At 65.7% G+C, this 19,362-nt stretch carries 22 protein-coding genes; 8 read left to right on the top strand and 14 right to left on the bottom strand.

Translation table 11 applies throughout. The annotated features are described in order from the left end of the window. Positions 1-13 precede the first annotated feature (13 nt). Positions 14-952: a DMT family transporter gene (locus GJ700_RS18415; RefSeq protein ID WP_371868025.1), complete on the bottom strand. Its 939-nt coding sequence runs from the start codon at positions 950-952 to the stop codon at positions 14-16. Between the two features lie 109 nt (positions 953-1,061). On the opposite strand from GJ700_RS18415, the gene GJ700_RS18410 reads away from it, so the two are divergent. Next, positions 1,062-1,862, top strand: coding sequence for an AraC family transcriptional regulator (locus GJ700_RS18410; RefSeq protein ID WP_154376510.1), 801 nt, complete (start codon positions 1,062-1,064; stop codon positions 1,860-1,862). Further along, positions 1,849-2,757, top strand: coding sequence for a delta(1)-pyrroline-2-carboxylate reductase family protein (locus tag GJ700_RS18405; RefSeq protein WP_154376508.1), 909 nt, complete (start codon positions 1,849-1,851; stop codon positions 2,755-2,757). The genes GJ700_RS18410 and GJ700_RS18405 overlap by 14 nt, the downstream gene beginning before the upstream one ends. Before the next feature lie 9 nt (positions 2,758-2,766). On the opposite strand, the gene GJ700_RS18400 is transcribed toward GJ700_RS18405, so the two are convergent. Both GJ700_RS18400 and GJ700_RS18395 read right to left on the bottom strand, forming a co-directional pair. Then, positions 2,767-3,252, bottom strand: coding sequence for a MarR family winged helix-turn-helix transcriptional regulator (locus tag GJ700_RS18400; protein ID WP_154376506.1), 486 nt, complete (start codon positions 3,250-3,252; stop codon positions 2,767-2,769). Positions 3,253-3,408: 156 nt separating this feature from the next. Further along, entirely contained in the window at positions 3,409-4,317 is a 909-nt protein-coding gene (locus GJ700_RS18395) for a helix-turn-helix domain-containing protein (RefSeq protein WP_154376503.1), read from the bottom strand. Positions 4,318-4,461: 144 nt separating this feature from the next. Here GJ700_RS18395 and GJ700_RS18390 point away from each other — a divergent pair, with 144 nt between their 5' ends. Next, complete coding sequence (locus GJ700_RS18390; RefSeq protein ID WP_154376501.1) at positions 4,462-5,628, top strand: 4-hydroxybenzoate 3-monooxygenase; 1,167 nt, start codon at positions 4,462-4,464, stop codon at positions 5,626-5,628. A gap of 134 nt (positions 5,629-5,762) precedes the next feature. Here GJ700_RS18390 and GJ700_RS18385 read toward each other — a convergent pair whose 3' ends face one another. The 4 genes from GJ700_RS18385 to GJ700_RS18370 form a co-directional block, all read right to left on the bottom strand. After that, complete coding sequence (locus GJ700_RS18385) at positions 5,763-7,169, bottom strand: multicopper oxidase family protein (protein ID WP_154376499.1); 1,407 nt, start codon at positions 7,167-7,169, stop codon at positions 5,763-5,765. After that, positions 7,166-8,518, bottom strand: coding sequence for a TolC family protein (locus GJ700_RS18380; RefSeq protein WP_154376497.1), 1,353 nt, complete (start codon positions 8,516-8,518; stop codon positions 7,166-7,168). Before GJ700_RS18380 ends, GJ700_RS18385 begins: the two co-directional genes overlap by 4 nt. Position 8,519: 1 nt before the next feature. Further along, positions 8,520-8,864, bottom strand: coding sequence for a hypothetical protein (locus tag GJ700_RS18375; RefSeq protein WP_154376495.1), 345 nt, complete (start codon positions 8,862-8,864; stop codon positions 8,520-8,522). Between the two features lie 69 nt (positions 8,865-8,933). Further along, a complete protein-coding gene (locus GJ700_RS18370; protein WP_154376493.1) occupies positions 8,934-9,302 on the bottom strand; it encodes a hypothetical protein in 369 nt (122 codons plus the stop codon). 194 nt (positions 9,303-9,496) lie between these two features. Here GJ700_RS18370 and GJ700_RS18365 point away from each other — a divergent pair, with 194 nt between their 5' ends. Together GJ700_RS18365 and xth are read left to right on the top strand one after the other, a co-directional pair. Then, positions 9,497-9,637 carry a hypothetical protein gene (locus GJ700_RS18365; RefSeq protein WP_154376491.1) on the top strand — a complete coding sequence of 47 codons (141 nt, stop codon included), beginning with the start codon at positions 9,497-9,499 and terminating at the stop codon, positions 9,635-9,637. 58 nt (positions 9,638-9,695) lie between these two features. Next, entirely contained in the window at positions 9,696-10,484 is a 789-nt protein-coding gene (xth, locus tag GJ700_RS18360) for an exodeoxyribonuclease III (RefSeq protein ID WP_154376489.1), read from the top strand. Between the two features lie 11 nt (positions 10,485-10,495). Here xth and GJ700_RS18355 read toward each other — a convergent pair whose 3' ends face one another. Beyond that, entirely contained in the window at positions 10,496-11,326 is an 831-nt protein-coding gene (locus tag GJ700_RS18355; RefSeq protein WP_154376487.1) for an IclR family transcriptional regulator domain-containing protein, read from the bottom strand. A gap of 132 nt (positions 11,327-11,458) precedes the next feature. Between GJ700_RS18355 and GJ700_RS18350 the strand changes: the two genes are divergently transcribed. The 3 genes from GJ700_RS18350 to pcaF all read left to right on the top strand — a co-directional run bounded on the left by GJ700_RS18350 (position 11,459) and on the right by pcaF (position 14,094). Then, positions 11,459-12,139 carry a 3-oxoacid CoA-transferase subunit A gene (locus tag GJ700_RS18350; protein ID WP_154376485.1) on the top strand — a complete coding sequence of 227 codons (681 nt, stop codon included), beginning with the start codon at positions 11,459-11,461 and terminating at the stop codon, positions 12,137-12,139. Next, positions 12,136-12,786, top strand: a complete 651-nt coding sequence (locus GJ700_RS18345; RefSeq protein ID WP_154376483.1) for a CoA transferase subunit B — start codon at positions 12,136-12,138, stop codon at positions 12,784-12,786. Before GJ700_RS18350 ends, GJ700_RS18345 begins: the two co-directional genes overlap by 4 nt. Before the next feature lie 105 nt (positions 12,787-12,891). Then, positions 12,892-14,094 carry a 3-oxoadipyl-CoA thiolase gene (pcaF, locus tag GJ700_RS18340; protein ID WP_154376481.1) on the top strand — a complete coding sequence of 401 codons (1,203 nt, stop codon included), beginning with the start codon at positions 12,892-12,894 and terminating at the stop codon, positions 14,092-14,094. Between the two features lie 17 nt (positions 14,095-14,111). Here pcaF and GJ700_RS18335 read toward each other — a convergent pair whose 3' ends face one another. From GJ700_RS18335 to GJ700_RS18310, 6 genes are all read right to left on the bottom strand, one after another. After that, positions 14,112-14,384, bottom strand: coding sequence for a DUF5985 family protein (locus GJ700_RS18335; protein ID WP_229507089.1), 273 nt, complete (start codon positions 14,382-14,384; stop codon positions 14,112-14,114). Further along, the gene (locus GJ700_RS18330) at positions 14,384-14,647 is read right to left on the bottom strand and encodes a DUF5985 family protein (RefSeq protein WP_154376479.1); all 264 of its coding nucleotides are present in this window, start codon (positions 14,645-14,647) and stop codon (positions 14,384-14,386) included. The genes GJ700_RS18335 and GJ700_RS18330 overlap by 1 nt, the downstream gene beginning before the upstream one ends. 11 nt (positions 14,648-14,658) lie before the next feature. Continuing rightward, positions 14,659-15,048, bottom strand: a complete 390-nt coding sequence (locus tag GJ700_RS18325) for a hypothetical protein (protein WP_154376477.1) — start codon at positions 15,046-15,048, stop codon at positions 14,659-14,661. Between the two features lie 89 nt (positions 15,049-15,137). Further along, positions 15,138-18,023 (bottom strand): insulinase family protein, encoded by a 2,886-nt coding sequence (locus GJ700_RS18320; RefSeq protein ID WP_154376475.1) that lies wholly within the window; start codon positions 18,021-18,023, stop codon positions 15,138-15,140. Positions 18,024-18,116: 93 nt separating this feature from the next. Continuing rightward, entirely contained in the window at positions 18,117-18,860 is a 744-nt protein-coding gene (locus GJ700_RS18315) for an LrgB family protein (RefSeq protein WP_154376741.1), read from the bottom strand. Beyond that, complete coding sequence (locus GJ700_RS18310; RefSeq protein ID WP_154376473.1) at positions 18,853-19,227, bottom strand: CidA/LrgA family protein; 375 nt, start codon at positions 19,225-19,227, stop codon at positions 18,853-18,855. The genes GJ700_RS18315 and GJ700_RS18310 overlap by 8 nt, the downstream gene beginning before the upstream one ends. Positions 19,228-19,362: the final 135 nt, after the last annotated feature.

Genomic DNA, 19,362 nt, shown 5'->3' with positions numbered 1-19,362 from the left:
AGTACGCGCATTGTCACACTTCCGGATCGGGCACGGGCCTGCGCAGTGCGTGGATGCCTTGCACGATCCAGCCGTAGCCGCTGACCAGCACGATACCGGCCAGCACCAGCAGCGCGCCCGCAATGAAGTTCGGCTCGATATGCTCGCCCAGCAGGTAGCCGCCCAGCGCCACGGCAAACAGGGGCGTCAGGAAGGAAAACACACCGAGGCGGGACGCCAGGTAGCGCCGCAGCATGGCAAACCACGCGAGGAAGCTGGCGAACGACACCACCACGGACTGGAAGGCCAGGCTGCCGATGGCCAGCGGCGTGGCGTTGAACGACAACTGGCCCAGCGCGGCGGCAGCCGGCAACAGCATGACGGGTGCGGCCAGCAACTGGTACAGCAGGGTTTCCGTGGCCGGCGCGGACGACAGTTTCGTACAGCGGATCACCACCGTGGTGGCCCCCCAGGCGGCGCCCGCCGCCACGCACAGCAAGTCGCCGGCCAGCATGTCGGCCATGTCGCGCGGCGATCCCTGGCGGCCGATGAACGTCACGGCGATGCCGCCAAACGCCAGCGCAATGCCGATCCACTGGCCCGGCGCCAGCCGCTCCGACGGCAGCTTCCAGTGCAGGCCGAGCGCCGCAAAGATGGGGCCCGTATACAGCAGAACCACCGCGTGGCCGGCCGTCGTATGGCGCAGCCCTTCGCCCAGCAACAGGTATTCAAAGGCAAACAGGAAGCCGGCCAGCATGCCGGGACGCAGTGCGCCCGCCGTGAAGCGCTCGCGCCGGTAAGCCATCAGCAGCGCCACCAGCACGGCGGCGATGCCCGAGCGTAGTGCGATCTGCAACAGCGGGGCGACGTCCGGCGCCGTGGCTTTCAGCGCAATTTGCTGCAGGCTCCAGGTCAGGCACAGCAGCGCCATCATGCCGATGGCCTGCCCGTCCAGTGTTTTGCGCGTGTCCACGGCGATTCCTTCATCAATAAACTAAGTTTATTATGCGCCTGGCAGCTTTGCTTGATATAGTTTAAATCCGACAAGCTATAGCGCCAGCCCGCCAAGCACCAGGAAAATTATGGCCACGCCGCCCCGGCACGTACGGATGCCGCCCTTTACCGATACCTTGCCCGCGCCGATTTATTTCCGCGCCGTGCAGGTGCCGGCCGACACGATCTACCCGTGGCATTGCCACCAGTGGGGCGAATTCGTGTATTCGTTCAGCGGCGTGATGGAAGTGAAACTGGCGGACAGCCATTACCTGGCGCCGCCCCAGTACGGCATCTGGCTGCCGGCGCGGGTCGAACATATCGGCCAGAACCGGCTGGCGGCGGAACACAGTTCTCTCTATATCGCTGAAGAATTGTGTGGCGCGCTGCCGAAAACCACATGCGCGCTGGCGGTCAGTCCGCTGGTGCGCGCCATGCTGGAACACTTGCGCCAGCATCCCCCCGGCCACCCCCGCAGCGCCAGCGACGAGCGGCTGCTGCGCGTGCTGGTGGATCAACTGGCCACGGCGCAGTGTGTCGGCAGTTATTTGCCGATGTCGGACGATCCGTTGCTGGCGGCCGTGCTGGGCATGCTGGAAGCGGATCCCGCCGACAACCGTTCCGTGGCAGAGCTGGCGCAGGCAGCCAACACCACCGAGCGCACGCTGATGCGGCGCTGCCAGCGCGAACTGGGCATGACCCTGGCGGACTGGCGCCAGCGCCTGCGCGTGGTGCGCGCGATGGCGCTGCTGGAAACCGGGCAGACGGTGGAAGCGGTGGCGCTGGACCTCGGCTATGCCAGCGCGTCGGCTTTTATCGCCATGTTCCGCCGCCTGACCAGTGAAACGCCGGACGAATACCGAAAACGGGCTACCCATGCACATACTTGACGCTGGCCGCACGGCCGAAGCATTACCCTACTCGGCGTTGGTGCCCGCCGTGGCGCATGCCGCGATCGGCCTGGCGCGCGGCGACATCGCCGCACCGGAGCGCAAGGTCGTCACCATCGATGCGGACAGCGTGCTGCTGTGCATGCCGGCGGTGGCGGCTGACATCAGCGTCACCAAGCTCGTTACCGTGCATGGCCGCAATGCGCGGCATGGCTTGCCGGCGATCCAGGGCGAAGTCATCGTGTTCGATACCGCCACCGGGCGCCGCTTGGCGCTGCTGGACGGCCCGACGGTGACGGCGCGACGGACGGCCGCCATGACATTGCTGGGCATTGAAACGCTGGCGCCGCGCCGGCCCTCGTCCGTGCTGTTGATCGGTACCGGGGCACAGGCGCTGGCCCACGCGGACGCCCTGATTGCCTACTTTGGCGTGGGCGAATTCCATGTGACGGGCACGTCGGAGGCGCGGGCGGAAGCGTTTGCCGCCGGACTGACTGCCCGGTATCCGGGTATCGAGGCGCGCGCGCATGCGGTGCCGGACGCCGCGCCCGCAACGGATGTGGTGATTGCTTTGACCACGTCGACCGTACCCGTGATTCCCGCGCAACTGTCCGACGATACGCTGGCCATCGGCGTCGGCGCGTTCAGGAAGAGCATGGCGGAGTTGCCGCCGTCCTTGCTGCATGCGCGCGGGATCGTGGTGGACGACGTGGATGGCGCGCGGCATGAGGCGGGCGACTTGATCCAGGCTGGCGTCGACTGGGCCGGCGTGCACGCGCTGGGCGATATCCTGGCCGGCAATGTTGTTCGTCCCGGGCGGACGCCGGTGTTCAAGACGGTGGGGCAGGCGGCGTGGGACCTGGCGGCGGCGCGGGTGGCGACGCGGGGTTGGTGATCCTGCGCGTCACTCCCGCACAAAGATCTTCTGCAACAACCCCAGCAACTGCGCCCGCTCCTGGTCCGTCAACATCGCCGTCGCTTCCGCTTCCAGTTCCCCCGTGGTCCGTTCCGACTGCATGCACAGTTCGGTCCCTGCTTCCGTCAGGATCAGGGTTTGCGACCGTTTATCGAGCGGGTTGCGCTGGCGCAGCACCAGGCCACGTTGTTCCAGCTTGTCCAGCATGATCGCCAGGTTCGGCGGCGATACGTTCACGGCGGCCGACAGGCGCTTCTGCGTGATGTTGGGATTCGCCTTCAGCAAACTCAGCACCGAGAATTCCGCCGGCTTCAGGTTGTACTGGGCCATTCGCTCGTCGAACAGCGGCACGATGGTCAGGTAGGCGCGGCGGCAGTTGTAGCCGACCAGGCTGAGCAGGTGGTCTTGCTTCAGCGGCTGCTCCGCGGCTTCCTGTACGGCTTCGATGAATTCTTTTTGTTTCCTGATGGGCATGGCGACAACATAACGGATTGGTTAACGCTTCATTATAAGTCAAATTGCTTATGTTTAAGAAGTATGTTCCATGCAGAAGCTATCCATGGGCAGTGTTTCCGCCCTGTTCAAAGCCGATGACGAAGAATCGGCGAACCGGCCGGCTGAAGCGGTCGCTCACGCTTCGCCGGCCTGGCTTTGCTGGCGGAATTGCTTCGGCGTCAGGCCGATGCGCTTCTTGAACAGCCGGCTGAAATACGCCGGATCCTGGAACCCCAGCTCATAGCAAATGCTGGCCACCGGCGACGGCGCATAGGTCAGCTTGCGGCACGCTTCCAGCATCAGGCGGTCTTGCGCGATATCGAACGCGGTCTGGCCCGCGACCTTCAAACACAGGCGGTTCAGCCGTATCGGCGAGATGTGCAGGGCGTCGGCGTACTGGCCCACTTGCCACTGTTCCTTGTAGCGCTGCTCGACCACGGCGCGGAAACGGCTGAACAGTTCGAAGTCGCCACGGCCGGACTGCTGGGCGAACTGGTGTTCCGCCAACGCCCGCGTCAACAGCACCAGCACGCTGCACGCCAGCCATTCCAGCAGGTGGGCGTGGCCGTAATGGGGCCACGCGGCTTCCGCCATCAGGCTCTCCAGCAGCGCGGCAATGCGCGCGTGCAGCTCCGGCATGGTTTCCAGCGACATGGCCAGCGGCTGGATAAAGAGCGGCGCGAATAAATCGCCGCGGTCGCGGCCCGCCGAATAGACCAGTTGTTCATCGATGGTCAGCACGTAACCCTGCGCTTCCTCGGAAAAGTCGAAACCGTGTTCCAGTGCCGGATGGATCGTGATGACGGCGGGGCCGCTGCGCAGCCACACGGCGTCGCCCACCGCCGCGCGGACATGTCCCTTCATTAAAAAAAGTACCTGAAACAATCCCTTGTGCGTGTGGCGTCCGATGTGCCAGTCATGCAGGCGGCTGCGCGCCTGGATGGTTTCGATGTGCACCAGTTCCGCACCTTCCGCCCGCTGCTGCTCGCCGTATAGCGCGAACTGGGGGACGTCTTGCTGCGGTGTGCGTGGCTGGCGTGCCATGGCGGATTACCTTCATCACGGGTTGCTGGTGTGAAAATAGTACAAGTAATTCGCGAAACCATCCATTCTTTTCCGCGCCGCGCGCCTCTACGATAGCTCCATCGTTCCACGCAACGAACAACACCATCAATCAAGGAGATCACCATGCGTACCCAAGTCGCCATCATCGGCGCCGGTCCTGCCGGCCTGCTGCTGTCCCACCTGCTGCATTTGCAAGGCATCGAGTCCATCGTGCTGGAATCGCGCTCCCGCGAAGACATCGAGGCCACCATCCGCGCCGGCGTGCTGGAACAGGGCAGCATGGATATTTTGACGGAAGCCGGTGTCGGCGAGCGGATGAAGAAGGAAGGTGCGCTGCATCATGGTTTCGACCTGCAATTCGACGGCCGGCGCCACCGCATCGATTTGACGGGCCTGACCGGCAAGGCCATCACCGTGTATCCGCAGCATGAAGTCATCAAGGACCTGGTGGCGGCGCGGGTGGCCGCTGGCGGCCAGTTGCTGTTCCAGGTGACGGACGTGGTGCCGGGCGGTGTCGACGGCGCCAACCCTTACGTCACGTTCGTGCACAACGGCGAAGCCGCCCGTATCGATGCGGATTTCGTCATCGGATGCGACGGCTTCCACGGCGTGTCGCGCCCGGCCATGCCGGCTGCGGGACGCGAAGATTGCCAGCGCATTTATCCGTTTGGCTGGTTCGGCATCCTCGTGGAATCGGCGCCGTCATCCGACGAATTGATTTATGCGCAGCACGAGCGGGGCTTTGCGCTGGTCAGCACCCGCACGCCGACGGTGCAGCGGCTGTATTTCCAGTGCGATCCAAGCGATAAGGTGGAGAACTGGTCCGACGACCGCATCTGGGCCGAACTGCATGCGCGGCTCGAACACAACGATGGCTGGAAAGTCAAGGAAGGCAGGATTTTCCAGAAGGGCATCATCGGCATGCGCAGCTTCGTGTCGACGCCGATGCAGTCGGGCCGCCTGTTCCTGGCCGGCGACTCGGCCCACATCGTGCCGCCGACCGGCGCCAAGGGCATGAACCTGGCGATTTCCGACGTGCGCCTGCTGTCGCGGGGGCTGGAACAGTTTTACCGTCAAAACAGGCAGGACTTGCTGCAGTCCTACACGGCCGATGCGCTGAAACGGATCTGGCGCGCGGAATATTTCTCGTGGTGGATGACGCGCCTGATGCACACGTTTGCCGACGCCACGCCGTTCGAACGCCAGATGCAGCGCGCGGAACTGGACAACATCGTGGCGTCGCGGCAGTTGGCGACGGCGCTGGCGGAGAATTACGTCGGGGCGTTTTGATCGCGGCCCGCGCCGTTAAATTCCGTAGGGCGGTTTGGTTTCATCAAGCCGCCATGCGTGCATTACCACGATCGCGCGCCTCGGTGGCGGTGCCGGCATGGCGGCTTCCGCAAAGCGGAAACCGCCCTACAGGTTCAATGTCCCGAGTGGGCGTTGCCGGATGGCTTGCGCACCGTAAGTTCCACCTCCGCGCCATGCTGCCCGTGCGGTGATGCGATCAGCGCCTTGCCCGCGTCGCCCGAGCGCGCGGGTTCGGCCAGCTCCCCGGTCCATTCATACGCCAGCGACCCGGCCGGATGCCGGTACCAGCCCGGGTCCGAATAATCGCCCCGTTTCTGGTCCTTGCGCACCTTCATGACCGTGAACATGCCGCCCATTTCCACGCCGCCGAACGGGCCTTCGCCCGTCATCATCGGCAACGTGTTTTCCGGCAGCGGCATTTCCATGCCGCCCATCGATCCACCCTTGTCGCCCATTACCATGTAGTCCGGCACGATGCGGTTGATCTTTTCCGCAATGCCGCTGTGGTCGACGCCGATCAGGTTCGGCACGTTGTGCCCCATGGCATTCATCGTGTGGTGCGATTTATGGCAGTGGAAGGCCCAGTCGCCCGGTTCGCTGGCGGTGAATTCGATGGCGCGCATCTGGCCCACGGCGATATCGGTGGTGACTTCCGGCCAGCGCGCCGACGGCGGCACCCAGCCGCCGTCCGTGCCCGCCACGACGAATTCGTGGCCATGGATATGGATCGGGTGGTTGGTCATCGTCAGGTTGCCGACGCGGATGCGGACCTTGTCGTTTTGCCGCACGTTCAGCGACTCGATACCGGGGAACACGCGGCTGTTGAAGGTCCACAGGTTGAAGTCCAGCATGGTGTTGGTCTTCGGCGTGTAGCTGCCCGGTTCGATATCGTAGGCGTTGAGCAGGAACACGAAATCGCGGTCCACCGCGTGCAGCGCCGGGTCTTTCGGATGCGTGACCCAGAAACCCATCATCCCCATCGCCATCTGCGTCATTTCATCGGCATGCGGGTGGTACATGAAGGTGCCCGGGCGGCGCGCCACGAATTCATAGACGAACGTCTTGCCCGGTGCGATGGCGGGCTGCGTCAGGCCCGTGACGCCATCCATGCCGTTGGGCAGGCGCTGGCCGTGCCAGTGGATGCTGGTGATTTCCGGCAGCTTGTTGGTGACGAAGATGCGCACCTTGTCGCCTTCCACCACTTCGATGGTGGGGCCGGGCGACTGGCCGTTGTAGCCCCACAGGTTGGCCTTCATGCCGGGCGCCAGTTCGCGTACGACGGGCTCGGCCACCAGGTGGAATTCCTTGACGCCATTGCGCATGCGCCATGGCAGCGACCAGCCGTTCAAGGTCACCACCGGGTTGAACGGACGGCCGTTGGGCGGCGGTGGCGGCACGTGGGTGTCCGCATTGGACATCGTCGGCGCTTCCGGCAAGGTGGCCGCGCCGGCCTTGGTGACGGCAGCGGCGGCGACGGCGGTGGCGCCCGCGTTGAGAAGGAAATGTCGGCGTGTCGTCATGGCTGTACTCCCGCGCCGTGTTGCGCGGCCTGTAATTGGGTGTCGGCGATCCAGAAATCGCGCTGGGCTTCGATGGATTCGTTAACGCTGTTCAGTTGTTCGCGCGCGTCGGCCAGCAATTCGAAGACCGAGGCCAGCATGCCGTTGTAGCGCAACAGCACTTCCTCGGAAATCTTCTTGCGCTGCGGGACCACGTGGTCGCGGTAGTGCAGGGCGATGTCATGCGCGGTGCGGTAGCCGGAATACGCGACCCGCACGTCGGAGCGGGCGCGGATGGCGGCGTCCGTGGCGCGGTGCACGGCTTGCAGGTACTGCGCTTCGGCGCGCGCCACGCGCGCATCGCCCCAGTCGAACAGCGGCAACTCCAGCGACACTTCGTAGCCATTCTGGCGCGGCATGCCGGTCGCGCTCTTGTTGACGTAGCCGGCGTCGAACACGTTGACGAAGCGGGTGACCCGTGTCAGGTCCCGGTCGGCGGCGGCGCTTTCCGTTTCGCGCCGCGCGGCCAGCACGTCGAGACGGCGTTCCAGTGCCTCGCGTTCCGCCTGTTGCGGTTCCACCGGCGTGGCGGGCAAATCCGGCAAACGCTCCGGCAGGCGGATGCCGTCGCTGCGCTCCAGGCCCAGCAGGCGCGCCAGCTGTTCGCGGGCGGCCAGCGCCTCGTGGCTGGTGCGGGCCTGGCGCGTGATGGCGTCGTCATAGAATGCGCGTTCGCGGGCCTGGTCCAGGCGCGACCAGTTGCCGCTCTTGCGCATGCGGTCGGCCAGCAGGGCGCCCGCTTCGGCCGCCTCGCGCACTTGCCCGGCAAAGGCGGCGCTCTGCGCCGCCGCGACGGCCGTGTACCACGCGCGGCGCGTGTCGTGGGCCAATTGCACGGCCTGGCCGGCCGCGGCCAGTTGGGCGCGTTCCAGCTGGCGCCCGGCAATCCCGGTGCGGGCGGGCAGGGTCAGCAAGCCGGCGATATCGAACGTGACGCTGCGGTCGATTTCCGTCTCGCCGCCGCCCCGCACGCGGCCAAAGCCGATGCCGGGATTGCGCAGGCGCCCCGCCTGCGCCACGTCCGCGGCCGTCATGCCCAGTTCAGCCAGCGATGCTTTCAAGGCGGGGCTGTTGAGCAGCGCGATGCGGACGGCGCCGTCCGGCGTCAGCGGCTGCGCCAGCAGCGACTGGATTTCCGTGGTGGCGGCATTGTCCGGCGCGGCCATCGCCAGCGGGGCCGGTTGGCCGAGGCGGTCGGCCGCGTAGGCGGCTGCCTTGCCGGCGCCGCCATCGGCCGGCACCGACACGCAGCCGGCCAGTACCGCCAGCGCCGTTGCTCCGGCGATGCGGGTGATCACGTTGGCTGCCATGTCAATGTTCCTTGTGCTGGTGCTGGGCGGGCGGCGGGGCCGCGTCCGGTTGTTTGCCGTGGTGCATTTTGCTGTGGTCCATGGCGTCGCGTTTCATGGCGTCGTGGCCAGCCGTGCCATGGCCGGTCTGATCCGTGTGGCCCATGTGGCCCATGGCGTGGCCGGAGCCCGCCACCGTGCGGTTGGCCTGGAGCCAGTACTGGTCAGGCGTTTGCCCGGGTTCGGGCTGGCGCTGGTAGGCGGCAAAAGTTGAGCGGTAGGGTTGCGGCGCTGGCTGGTCCGCCGGTGCGGATACGGCCGGCGGCGCGCCGGCTGCCGCCAGCAGCAGGGCGTATAGCATTTTCATCGTGAAATCCTTGTGACGTGCCGGAATCCGGCGGGAGCGGCATCGGCCGCCGTGCGCGAAGCAGCAAGGTCACATGGGCCGGGGCGGGCGTTCCAGTCCGGGCGGGAAAATGGCGGCAATGCAGGGTTCCGCCGTTGGCAATGCGCGGGCTGGGCGGGGAAACGGCGCCGGCATCCGCACCGCCAGCGGCGGCGCCGTGGCGGCGGTACAGCAACTGGCGCAGGTGCTGCATTTGCCGTGGGCTTTCAGGGCGGCTTTGCCGTCGCCGCCGTCCTCGGCCAGCGCCGCGTCGTGCATCGCCATGTCGCCTTGTTCGTGGCAGCTGTGGCTTGCTGAGGGCGCCTGGGACTTGCACGTGGCGAACACCGCCGCGCTGCCTTGCAGCGGCAAGGCAGCCATCAATAACCACAGCAGGCAGCGAACGAGGAAGTGTGTCATCAGACCGACACTATAAACCTTGCCATGGGGGGAAGGTCAAGCGCACCTGTGAAGGATTGCCATAAGGTAAATAATATTGCAAATTTTCTAGTTTATTTACCGCAAGTGTGTTACTTTAGGACTGTATATGTCACAGTTGGAGGGAGCGGATGGTTGGCGGTAACTCTGTGTCGCAGAGACGAACAAATACGCACATGGCAGCGATCGTTGAACATGGCGTGATGCTGAACGATACGATGGGCAGGCAGCTGGCAATCTCTTACATGCGCAGTTTCGACGTGCCGGAATCCGTCATCGAGCGGGTGCTGGGGCAGGGCCGCCGCCGCAGTTACTGAGGCGCGCCGCCGCCATGTTCCGTGCGGCGCATGGCGATAATCCGCGGCACAATGGCGTATGCGGATCGCCACCTTCAATATCAATGGTATCAACGCGCGCCTGGGCGCGCTGCTGCAATGGCTGGACGAGACCCGTCCCGATGTCGCCTGCCTGCAGGAACTCAAGGCTCCCCACGAAAAATTCCCGGCCGCGGCCATTGAAGCGGCCGGCTACCATGCGCTGTGGCATGGCCAGAAAAGCTGGAATGGCGTGGCGATCCTGTCGCGCGGCGAAGCGCCGCACGAAATCGGCCGCGCGCTGGCCGGCGAAGACGACGACGTGCAAAGCCGCTACCTGGAAGCCATCGTCGGCGGCATCGTCATCGCTTGCCTGTATCTGCCGAACGGCAATCCCGCTCCGGGTCCCAAATTCGATTACAAATTGCGCTGGTTCGAGCGGCTGATCGCGCGTGGCGCGGAACTGATGGCGACTGGCGCGCCGGTGGTGATGGCCGGCGACTACAACGTGATGCCGACCGAACTCGATGTCTACAAGCCGGAGCGGTGGCTCGATGACGCGCTGTTCCGGCCGGAGAGCCGGGCCGCGTTTCACCGCTTGCTGGAACAGGGCTGGACCGATGCGCTGCGCGCCACCCATCCGGGGCAGCGCATCTATACGTTCTGGGATTATTTCCGCAATGCGTTCGGGCGCGATGCCGGCATCCGCATCGACCACCTGCTGCTCAGCCCTTCACTGGCCGGCAAACTGACGGCGGCGGGCGTGGACCGCGACGTGCGGGCGCGGGAAAAGCCGTCCGACCACGCGCCCGTGTGGATCGAACTGGACTGGGATGGCGCGGCCGCCTGATGCCGCGTAACTCAAGGCAGCAGCACCGATAATTCCTGCGCGCCCCGCAACAGCACGGGCAAAAATTCCTGTTCCAGCTTTTCCACCGGAACCCGGGCCGCTTGTGCGCCCACGTTCAGCGCCGCCAGCACCTGTCCGGATGCACCCCGTACCGGCACGGCGATCGAGCGCAAGCCCACTTCCAGTTCTTCATCGTTGACGGCGTAGCCGGCCTGGCGCACGCCGCGCAGGATTTCCCGCAAACGCGCTTCGTCGACCACGGTGCGGTCCGTCATTGGCCGCAGTCTGGTCTTTTCAAAATACGCATCCAGCTGGTCGGGCGGCAAGTGCGCCAGCATCACGCGGCCCAGCGACGTGCAATACGCGGGCAACCGGCTGCCCGTGTTCAGCGCCACCGACATCACGCGCGACGTGGCGGCGCGCGCCACGTACAGGATTTCCCCTTCATCGAGCACGGCCAGCGAACTGGATTCGTTCAGCTCGCGCGAAATGGCATTCAGGCAAGGCTGCGCCGACACCGTCAGCGGCGTCGACGACAGGTACGAATACCCGAGCGTCAGCACTTTCGGCCGCAGCGAGAAATTGTTCAGCTCCGCGTCCACATAGCCCAACTGCTGCAGCGTGTACAGGCAGCGCCGCACGGCGGCGCGGGGAATCCCTGTTTTGGTACTGATTTGCGCAATGGTTTGCGGCTTGCGCGAGTCGCTGAACGCGCGCACCACGGCCAGGCCGCGCGCCAGCGACGTCATGAAACTGGGGTCGGTCATCGCGTCGATCTGCTCGGCGATCGTGGGTTCGCGCTCGTCGGCGCTTGGTATTTCCGGGGCGGTTTTCTTTGGCATGGCGGAATTTTATCCGGAGTGCCCAATCCGATAGGAGATTTTTTCTTGACCTCGGCGCCACGATGTCGATACACTGTGTGTGCGATAAACAAACATTTGTGCGGTAATCGAACACTCTAACTTGGATGAATCATGATCGACAAGACATTTGACTCCCTGGAAAGCGCCGTTGGCGACATCCACGATGGCGCCACCGTGATGATCGGCGGCTTCGGCAATGCGGGCATGCCGTCCGCGCTGATCGATGCACTGATCGCGCAGGGCGCGCGCGACCTCACCATCGTCAACAACAACGCGGGCAATGGCGATACTGGCCTGGCCGCGCTGCTGAAGGCCAAGCGCGTGAAAAAAATCATTTGCTCGTTTCCCCGCCAGTCCGATTCCTACGTGTTCGACGCGTTGTACCGTGCCGGCGAGATCGAACTGGAACTGACGCCGCAGGGCAACCTGGCCGAGCGTATCCGCGCGGCGGGCGCCGGCATCGGCGGCTTTTTCACGCCGACCGGCTTTGGCACCTTGCTGGCCGAAGGCAAGGAAACCCGCGTCATCAATGGCCGCAACTACGTGCTGGAGTCGCCCATCCACGCGGACTTTGCGTTGATCAAGGCGCTCAAAGGCGACCGCTGGGGCAACCTCGTGTACCGCAAGACGGCCCGCAACTTCGGCCCGATCATGGCGATGGCGGCCAAGGTCACGATCGCCCAGGTGCAGGACGTGGTGGCGCTGGGCGAACTGGATCCGGAAGTGATCGTCACGCCCGGCATCTTCGTGCAACGCGTAGTGAAATCCGACTTGAAAGGAAATGTGCAATGAGCAGCGAAGTGAAACGCTACAGCCGCGAACAGATGGCGGCCCGTGTCGCACAGGACATTGCCGAAGGCGCCTATGTGAACCTCGGCATTGGCCTGCCGACCAAGGTCGCCAATTACCTGCCGCCGGAGCGCGAAGTGTTCCTGCACAGTGAAAACGGCTTGCTGGGCATGGGCCCGGCGCCGGCCGAAGGCGAGGAAGACGAAGACTTGATCAACGCGGGCAAGCAGCCGGTGACGTTGCTGACGGGCGGCGCTTATTTCCATCACAGCGACTCGTTCGCGATGATGCGCGGCGGCCACCTCGATATTTGCGTGCTCGGGGCGTTCCAGGTGTCGTCCGAAGGCGACCTGGCCAACTGGCACACGGGCGCGCCCGACGCGATCCCCGCCGTGGGCGGCGCCATGGACCTGGCGATCGGCGCCAAGCAGGTGTTCGTCATGATGGAACACCAGACCAAGGGCGGCGAATCCAAGATCGTCGGCAAATGCACGTATCCGGTGACGGGAATCGCCTGCGTCAACCGCATCTATACGGACCTGGCGGTGCTGGACGTGACGCCGCGCGGGCTGGTGGTGCGGGAAATGGCCGACGGACTGGATTTCGACCAACTGCAAACCGTGACGGCCGCGCCGTTGCTGCGTGCCTGAACCATCAAACCCGTAGGGCGGTTTTGCGCAGCAAAGCCGCCATGTCGGCTTCCGCGCTGCGGAAACCGACCTACGGATTCAACGCCAACTTGAGGAATGAATCACATGAAAGATGCATTTATCTGCGACGCCATCCGCACCCCCATCGGCCGTTACGGCGGTACGCTGAAAGACATGCGGGCCGACGACCTGGGCGCGGTCCCGCTGCGCGAACTGATGCGGCGCAATCCGCAAGTGGACTGGAAAGCCGTCGACGACGTGGTGTATGGCTGCGCCAACCAGGCGGGCGAGGACAACCGCAACGTGGCGCGCATGTCCGCGCTGCTGGCGGGTTTGCCGCTTGAAGTGTCCGGCACCACCGTCAACCGCCTGTGCGGTTCGGGCATGGACGCGGTGGGCCAGGCGGCGCGCGCGATCCAGTCCGGCGCGGCGCACCTGATGCTGGCGGGCGGCGTGGAATCCATGACGCGCGCACCGTTCGTCATGGGCAAGGCCGACAGCGCGTTTTCCCGCAGCGCCACGATCTACGACACCACCATCGGCTGGCGCTTTCCGAACAAGGCCATGAAGGAACTGTACGGCACCGACGCCATGCCGGAAACTGCGGAAAACGTGGCGGTCGACTACAGCGTCAGCCGCGCCGACCAGGATGCGTTCGCCTTGCGCAGCCAGGACAAGACGGCCCGCGCCCAGCGTGACGGCCTGTTCAACGATGAAATCGTGGCGGTGACGATTCCGCAAAAGAAGGGCGATCCTGTCGTCTTCGCGCAGGATGAACACCCGCGCGCCACCACGGCCGAAGCCCTGGCGAAACTCAAGGGCGTGGTGCATGCGGGCGGCAGCGTCACGGCGGGCAACGCGTCCGGCGTCAATGACGGCGCGTGCGCGCTGTTGCTGGCCAGCGCAGAAGCGGTCGCGCAATATGGCTTGACGCCGCGCGCCCGCATCCTCGGCATGGCGGCGGCCGGCGTGGCGCCCCGCGTGATGGGGATCGGCCCGGTGCCGGCTGTGCAAAAGCTGCTGCGCCAGCTCGACATGACCATCGGCCAGTTCGACCTGATCGAATTGAACGAAGCGTTCGCGTCGCAGGGCCTGGCCGTGCTGCGCGGGCTGGGGATCGCGGACGACGATGCCCGTGTCAATCCGCAGGGCGGCGCGATTGCGCTGGGCCATCCGCTGGGCATGAGCGGCGCGCGGCTGGTGACCACGGCGATGTACCAGTTGCAGCGCAGCGGCGGCCGCTATGCGCTGTGCACTATGTGCGTGGGCGTGGGGCAGGGCATCGCGATCGCCATCGAGCGCGTATAGGCATCGTACCCGGCGGGCTAGCCGCCCGGCGGCGGCCGTCGGTTCTTGCCGATGATCGCCAGCAGGATCAGGCCGTAGGCGGCCAGCCGGATCAGGTAATACAGCGGCGCGTCCGGCGCGCCGGGCGGCTGCATGGCGCCCGGCAGCCGTTGCACGGCTTCCAGCATGAACGCCAGCGCGAAGTACAGGAAGAAGCGGTCGCGCGTCTGGCGCCAGTAGCGCAGGAAAAACAGCGCAATGACGGACGCCGCCATGACGATGGCGCCGACCAGGATGGCGTTCAGCGGCATCAGTCATCCTCCCATATCAGGCCGTACAGCAGCGGCAGCAGCGCCACCAGCGCGGACGCCAGGCGCCACGTGGTCAAGTCCACCTCCGGATCGGGAATGACGATACGGTCCAGGATCAACAGGATATTGTTGACGACCAGGCCTGAAAAACACAGGCCGCTCCACAACAGCAGGCGATGGCGTGTGCGGCGGTAACTGCGCAGCAGCAGCCACGCGCACGCAAAGGCGGTGGCGGCGCAGAGCAGGTAAATAATGCTGGCCATGAGGGTTCCTTTCACTTGTCCTTGCGCCAGACAAAGGCATCCGCGAACACGTGCGCCTTCTTGTTGGCTTTCGAGTGAATCAGCGTGGTGACGTCGACCAGGTGGCGCGCATAGAGCAGCGCCAGGCGGTCCAGCATCTGCGCCAGCGGCGGCGTCTCCGGCGCGTAGCGGTAACTGCCCGCCATGCCGGGAGCGGGCGCGGCGATGCCAGCCGTGTGCAATTGCCGCAACAGCGTATCGCAGGCGGGGCCATCGAGGTACAGGCGCTGCGCCAGGCCGTGACAATTCCAGGCCTGCGCGGGGTTATCCCGCATCAGCAGCAGGGCTTCCAGGTAGGGAACCGACGGTATCCGGAGCAGGATGAAGCGCCGGATATCGTCGGGGATCGGGCTTGGTAGCATGACGGCAAGGCTGAAAGCTTTCTTGCCGTCATGTTCCCACGAAACGCGACAACGGGTGTGTACGATTGGAAACGAAGAGCTCGCCAGTTTTATGACGCCAGCGCCAGCATATCCACCACCTCCAGCCCGGCCAGGTCTTGCGTGGTATTGCCGACGAACGCGGCCCGGCTTGGTGTGCCATTCTTCAGCCAGGTGCGCACAGCGGCCTTGATGGCATCCTGTGTGCAATGGAGCACGCCATGGCGGAAGCTGCGCCGCACGTCCATCGTGATGCCGCGCCGGTGCAGGGTCCAGGCGGCCAGCACGGCGTCGTACGGCGAATCCGGCCGGTCCAGGCCCCGCACCACGCAAATGATGGCTTCCTCGATCTGTTCCTGCGTGAAATCGGTGGCCAGCACCTTGTCGATCGCCGCATTGAAGTCGGCATAGGTGGCGGCCAGGCGCGGGTCGCGGTACGACATCATGGAAAATACGCCGGCATTACCGGCATAGCCTGCCGATCCGCCATACGCGCCACCGTGTTCGCGCAGCGCCTGGTGCAGGATCTGGTGCGTCAGCAATTCGGCCGCGACGGCCAGCGCCGCCGCATCCGCGTGCGCCTGGCGCGGGGCGGGCCAGGCAATGCTGCAGTGGTTGACCTGTCCGGGAGCATACAGCGCCGCGTTGGCCAATGGCTGCGTGGCGGAAGCTGTTGCGCCCGAGGCTGCGCGGGGGGCGTTGCCGGAAGCCTGCGCCCTGGCGGCCGGCAACCGGATCGCGGCGGCCAGCGCATCGGCGTCGTTGCCGGCGCCCGCGCACAAGGTGGTGGCGGCGCCGGCAACGATCCGTTCATGCAGCGCCGACAGGCGCTGCGCGATGGCCGCGACGCCTTCCGGTGTATGCGCCATGCGCTGCAACTGCGCCATGAACGGCAGCACGGACGTGCCGCTGGCCACGTCTTCGATATGGCGCAACGCGGACAAGGGCGCGGCGGCCGTCAGCGCCGCATAGCGGTTGCCCGATTGCGACAGGCCATTGATGCGGTTGCGCACCATGCGTTCAATCAGGAAGGCAATCCGCTCGTGCTCGTCGAAGCGGGGGCTGGCGATCTGTGCCGCCAGCACGTCGCCCAGGTTCTGGTGTTCTTCGCGCAAGCCGCTGGCGGCAAAGCTGACGTCGAGCAGCATGGAACCGTCTTCGCGCATGATGGCGTCGAAGTTGACGCTGAAGGTGGCGGCCATGCGCTGGCGCCACGCGCCTGCCTCTTCATAGCCCATGCCGGCCACGCCCAGGTCGCGCTGCACATCGGTATACAGTTGCAGCCACGGCCATTCTTCGGCCGCCGCATCGGACACGTCGTAATGCACGCGGGCATACGAAATGCCGTTCGATGCGATGTCGAAGCGGTAGGCGCCGTCGACAGGCGCGGGGATGTCCGGCAGCAGACGCGGTTCCCGGCCCACGTCGGATGGCAGGATGCGGGGCAGCACGCCATTGTCGACCACGCGGCGCTGGTGCGCATCGAGGGCGGCCGCATCATCCCGGATGCGGCTGCGTTCCTTTTCGGTCAGCGCGGCCTGGCGCACGGCCAGCGCGGCTTCCTCCTGCGCGGCGCGGGATGAGAAATAAGCCGGGTCCGGCACCACGGTGACGTCGAGGCGCGCGGGCGAATCAAGCATGGTGCGCACCAGGCCCTTGAAGAAGTCCGGATCGGTGATGTCCTTTTCCAGCTGCGCCAGCACGGCATCGCTGTCGAATGCGGTGATGACGTCGCCGCCGCGCATGGCCACGGGCAGGGCGTGCAGCATGCGGCCCAGCACGTTGGGCATGCGGCCGCTGGACGTGTCGCGCTGGCTGTAGCGGATATCGCGCAGCGCGGCCGACAGCATATCGTGCGGCACGCCATGTTCGGCCGCATATTTCAGCGCATCCCACATGCGGGCGCGGGCGGCGCCAACCTGTTCCTCCGTCAAGCCTTCCATGCCGACGTGGAACAGCATCTGGCGCGCGCTGGGGTCATGCCCGTTCAGGCGCGACGGACGGCCGAAGCCGGCCGATTCCATGGCTTTTTTCAGCGGTGCGGACGCATCGCCCAGCAGGCCGGCCGACAGCAGGTTGGCGTGGTAGTGCACGAAGGCGTCGGCCGACTCGCCCATCAGCCAGGTCAGCTGGAAGCCGTATTCGTCCGGCTTGCCGGACTGCGACGGGATGCGGATCGCATGGTCGCGCGGCGCCGCGAACGGCTTGGCCAGCTGCGGCACCCGGCGCGGCGTGCCGCCCGGCAGGCGCGCCAGCACCTTGTCGGCGATATGGCGCTGGATATCCTGCGGATCGACCGGGCCGGCCGTCATGAACACGGCTTGCGACGGGTGGTAGTGGCTGGCGTGGAAATCCTTCAGCATCTGGTGCGTCAGCTCGGGGATGGCCAGCGGGTCGCCTCCGGACACCACCTGGTACGTCGTTTCCGGCAACAGCGCGGCGCCGATGCCGTTGTACAGCGCGCGCATCGGGTCGGCGAAGGCGCCTTTCATTTCATTGAACACCACGCCCTGGTAACCCAGCTTGCCGTCTTCCAGCGTGTGGCGCCAGCCTTCCTGCAGGAAGTTCAGGTAGTCGAGGTTGGGGAAGAAGGCGGCGTCGAGGTAGACGTCCAGCAGGTTGAAGAAATCGGTGCGGGACGTGGAAGCGAACGGATAAACCGTGCGGTCCGCATACGTCATGGCATTCATGAACGTCGCGGTGGAGCGGCGCAGCATGGAAAAGAACGGGTCGCGCACGGGATAGCGGCCGGAACCGCACAGCGCCAGGTGTTCGAGGATGTGGGCGCGGCCGTCGCTGGTGTCCGGGACGGTGGGGAAACCCACGAGGAAAGCCAGGTCCGGCTGCGTCGTGGCGACGTGGATGTGCACCGCGCCGGAGCCCGGTTCCACGTATTCGTCGACAGTGGCCTGCAGGGTGGGGATGGTATGGCTGCGGATTTTATTGAACTGTATCATTGTCGTCCCCCTATGGTCAGGCAGGACTCCAGTGTAAGCGCAATCCGTGTTTCCATGCGGACTGTAGCGCCGGGCCGACAAATCAGCCCGGATTCAGCCCCATATCCGCACCAGCCAGGGTACCAGCTGGGGCGCCAGCAGCGCCGTCATCACCCCGTTCAAGCCCATGCCGAGGCCGGCAAAGGCGCCCATTTCCGCGCTGACCTGGAACGCCCGGGCGGTGCCGATGCCATGCGACGCCACGCCCAGCGCGAAGCCACGCCATTCGGGCCGGTCGATGCGCAGCGCATTGAACAGCGCGCGGCCCGCAACGGCGCCAAAGATGCCGGTGGTAATCACCAGCACGGCGGTGAGGGCGGGCAGTCCGCCCAGCTTGTCGGAGACGGCCATGGCGATCGGCGACGTGGCGGATTTCGGCCCGATGCTGGCGGCCAGCTGGTGCGTGCCGCCCAGCGCCAGCACCAGTCCCACGGCGGACACGATGGCCGTCACGCAGCCGGCCAGCAGCGCGCAAGCCATCGGGATGAACGCCTGGCGCACGCGGGGCAGGGCGCGCGCCAGCGGCACGGCCAGCGCCACCGTGGCGGGACCCAGCAGGAAGTGCACGAACTGGGCGCCGGCAAAGTAATCGCGGTACGGCATGCCGCTGATGGCCAGCGCGGCGCAGATCAGCGCCACGGCGATGGCGACGGGGTTGGCCAGCGGCGAGAACTTGCAGCGGGTGTAAAGATGATGGGCCAGCGCGTAGGCGCACAGCGTCAGGGTCAGGCCCAGCAGCGGGGTGGCGGCCAGGTAGACCCAGATGCGGGTCAGTTCGGGCAGGGCGCTGTCAGGCATCATCGCGGTCCCCCTGCTTGGCGGTTTCCCCGGCCTTGCCGGCCACCGCGCGCATTACCAGCGCCGTCACGGCCAGGGTCAGCATGGTGCTGGCAATGACGGACAGCCCGACGGCCAACCAGTGTCCGCGCAGCACCGAGGCCGATACCATGATGCCGACGCCGGCCGGCACGAACAGCAGCGACAGGTGGCGCAGCAATTCCGTGGCGGTGGCTTCCATCGCGTCGAGCAGCCGCGGCGACGCCGCCAACGTAGCGAGCAGCAACAGCATCCCGATCACCGGCCCCGGCACCGGCAACCCGAACGCATACGCCAGCCCTTCGCCCAGGCACTGGAACAGCAGCAAAATGGAAAACGTGGTGAGCATGGCGGGTCGCAAGGTGGGGACAGGGTGGGGGGAGGCGTGCAATTGTGCAATTGTGCAATTCTAGCGCTGTTGCGCCAGGGGCGCCCCGCCACCGGCCCCACGCGATTTTATGTGGTGACGGTGTGACGCCTGCTG

Source organism: Pseudoduganella rivuli, from assembly GCF_009674485.1.
Taxonomy (GTDB): domain Bacteria; phylum Pseudomonadota; class Gammaproteobacteria; order Burkholderiales; family Burkholderiaceae_D; genus Rugamonas; species Rugamonas rivuli_B.
The sequence above is the reverse complement of the archived record's forward strand: the minus strand, read 5'-3'. Positions and strand labels throughout refer to the sequence as shown.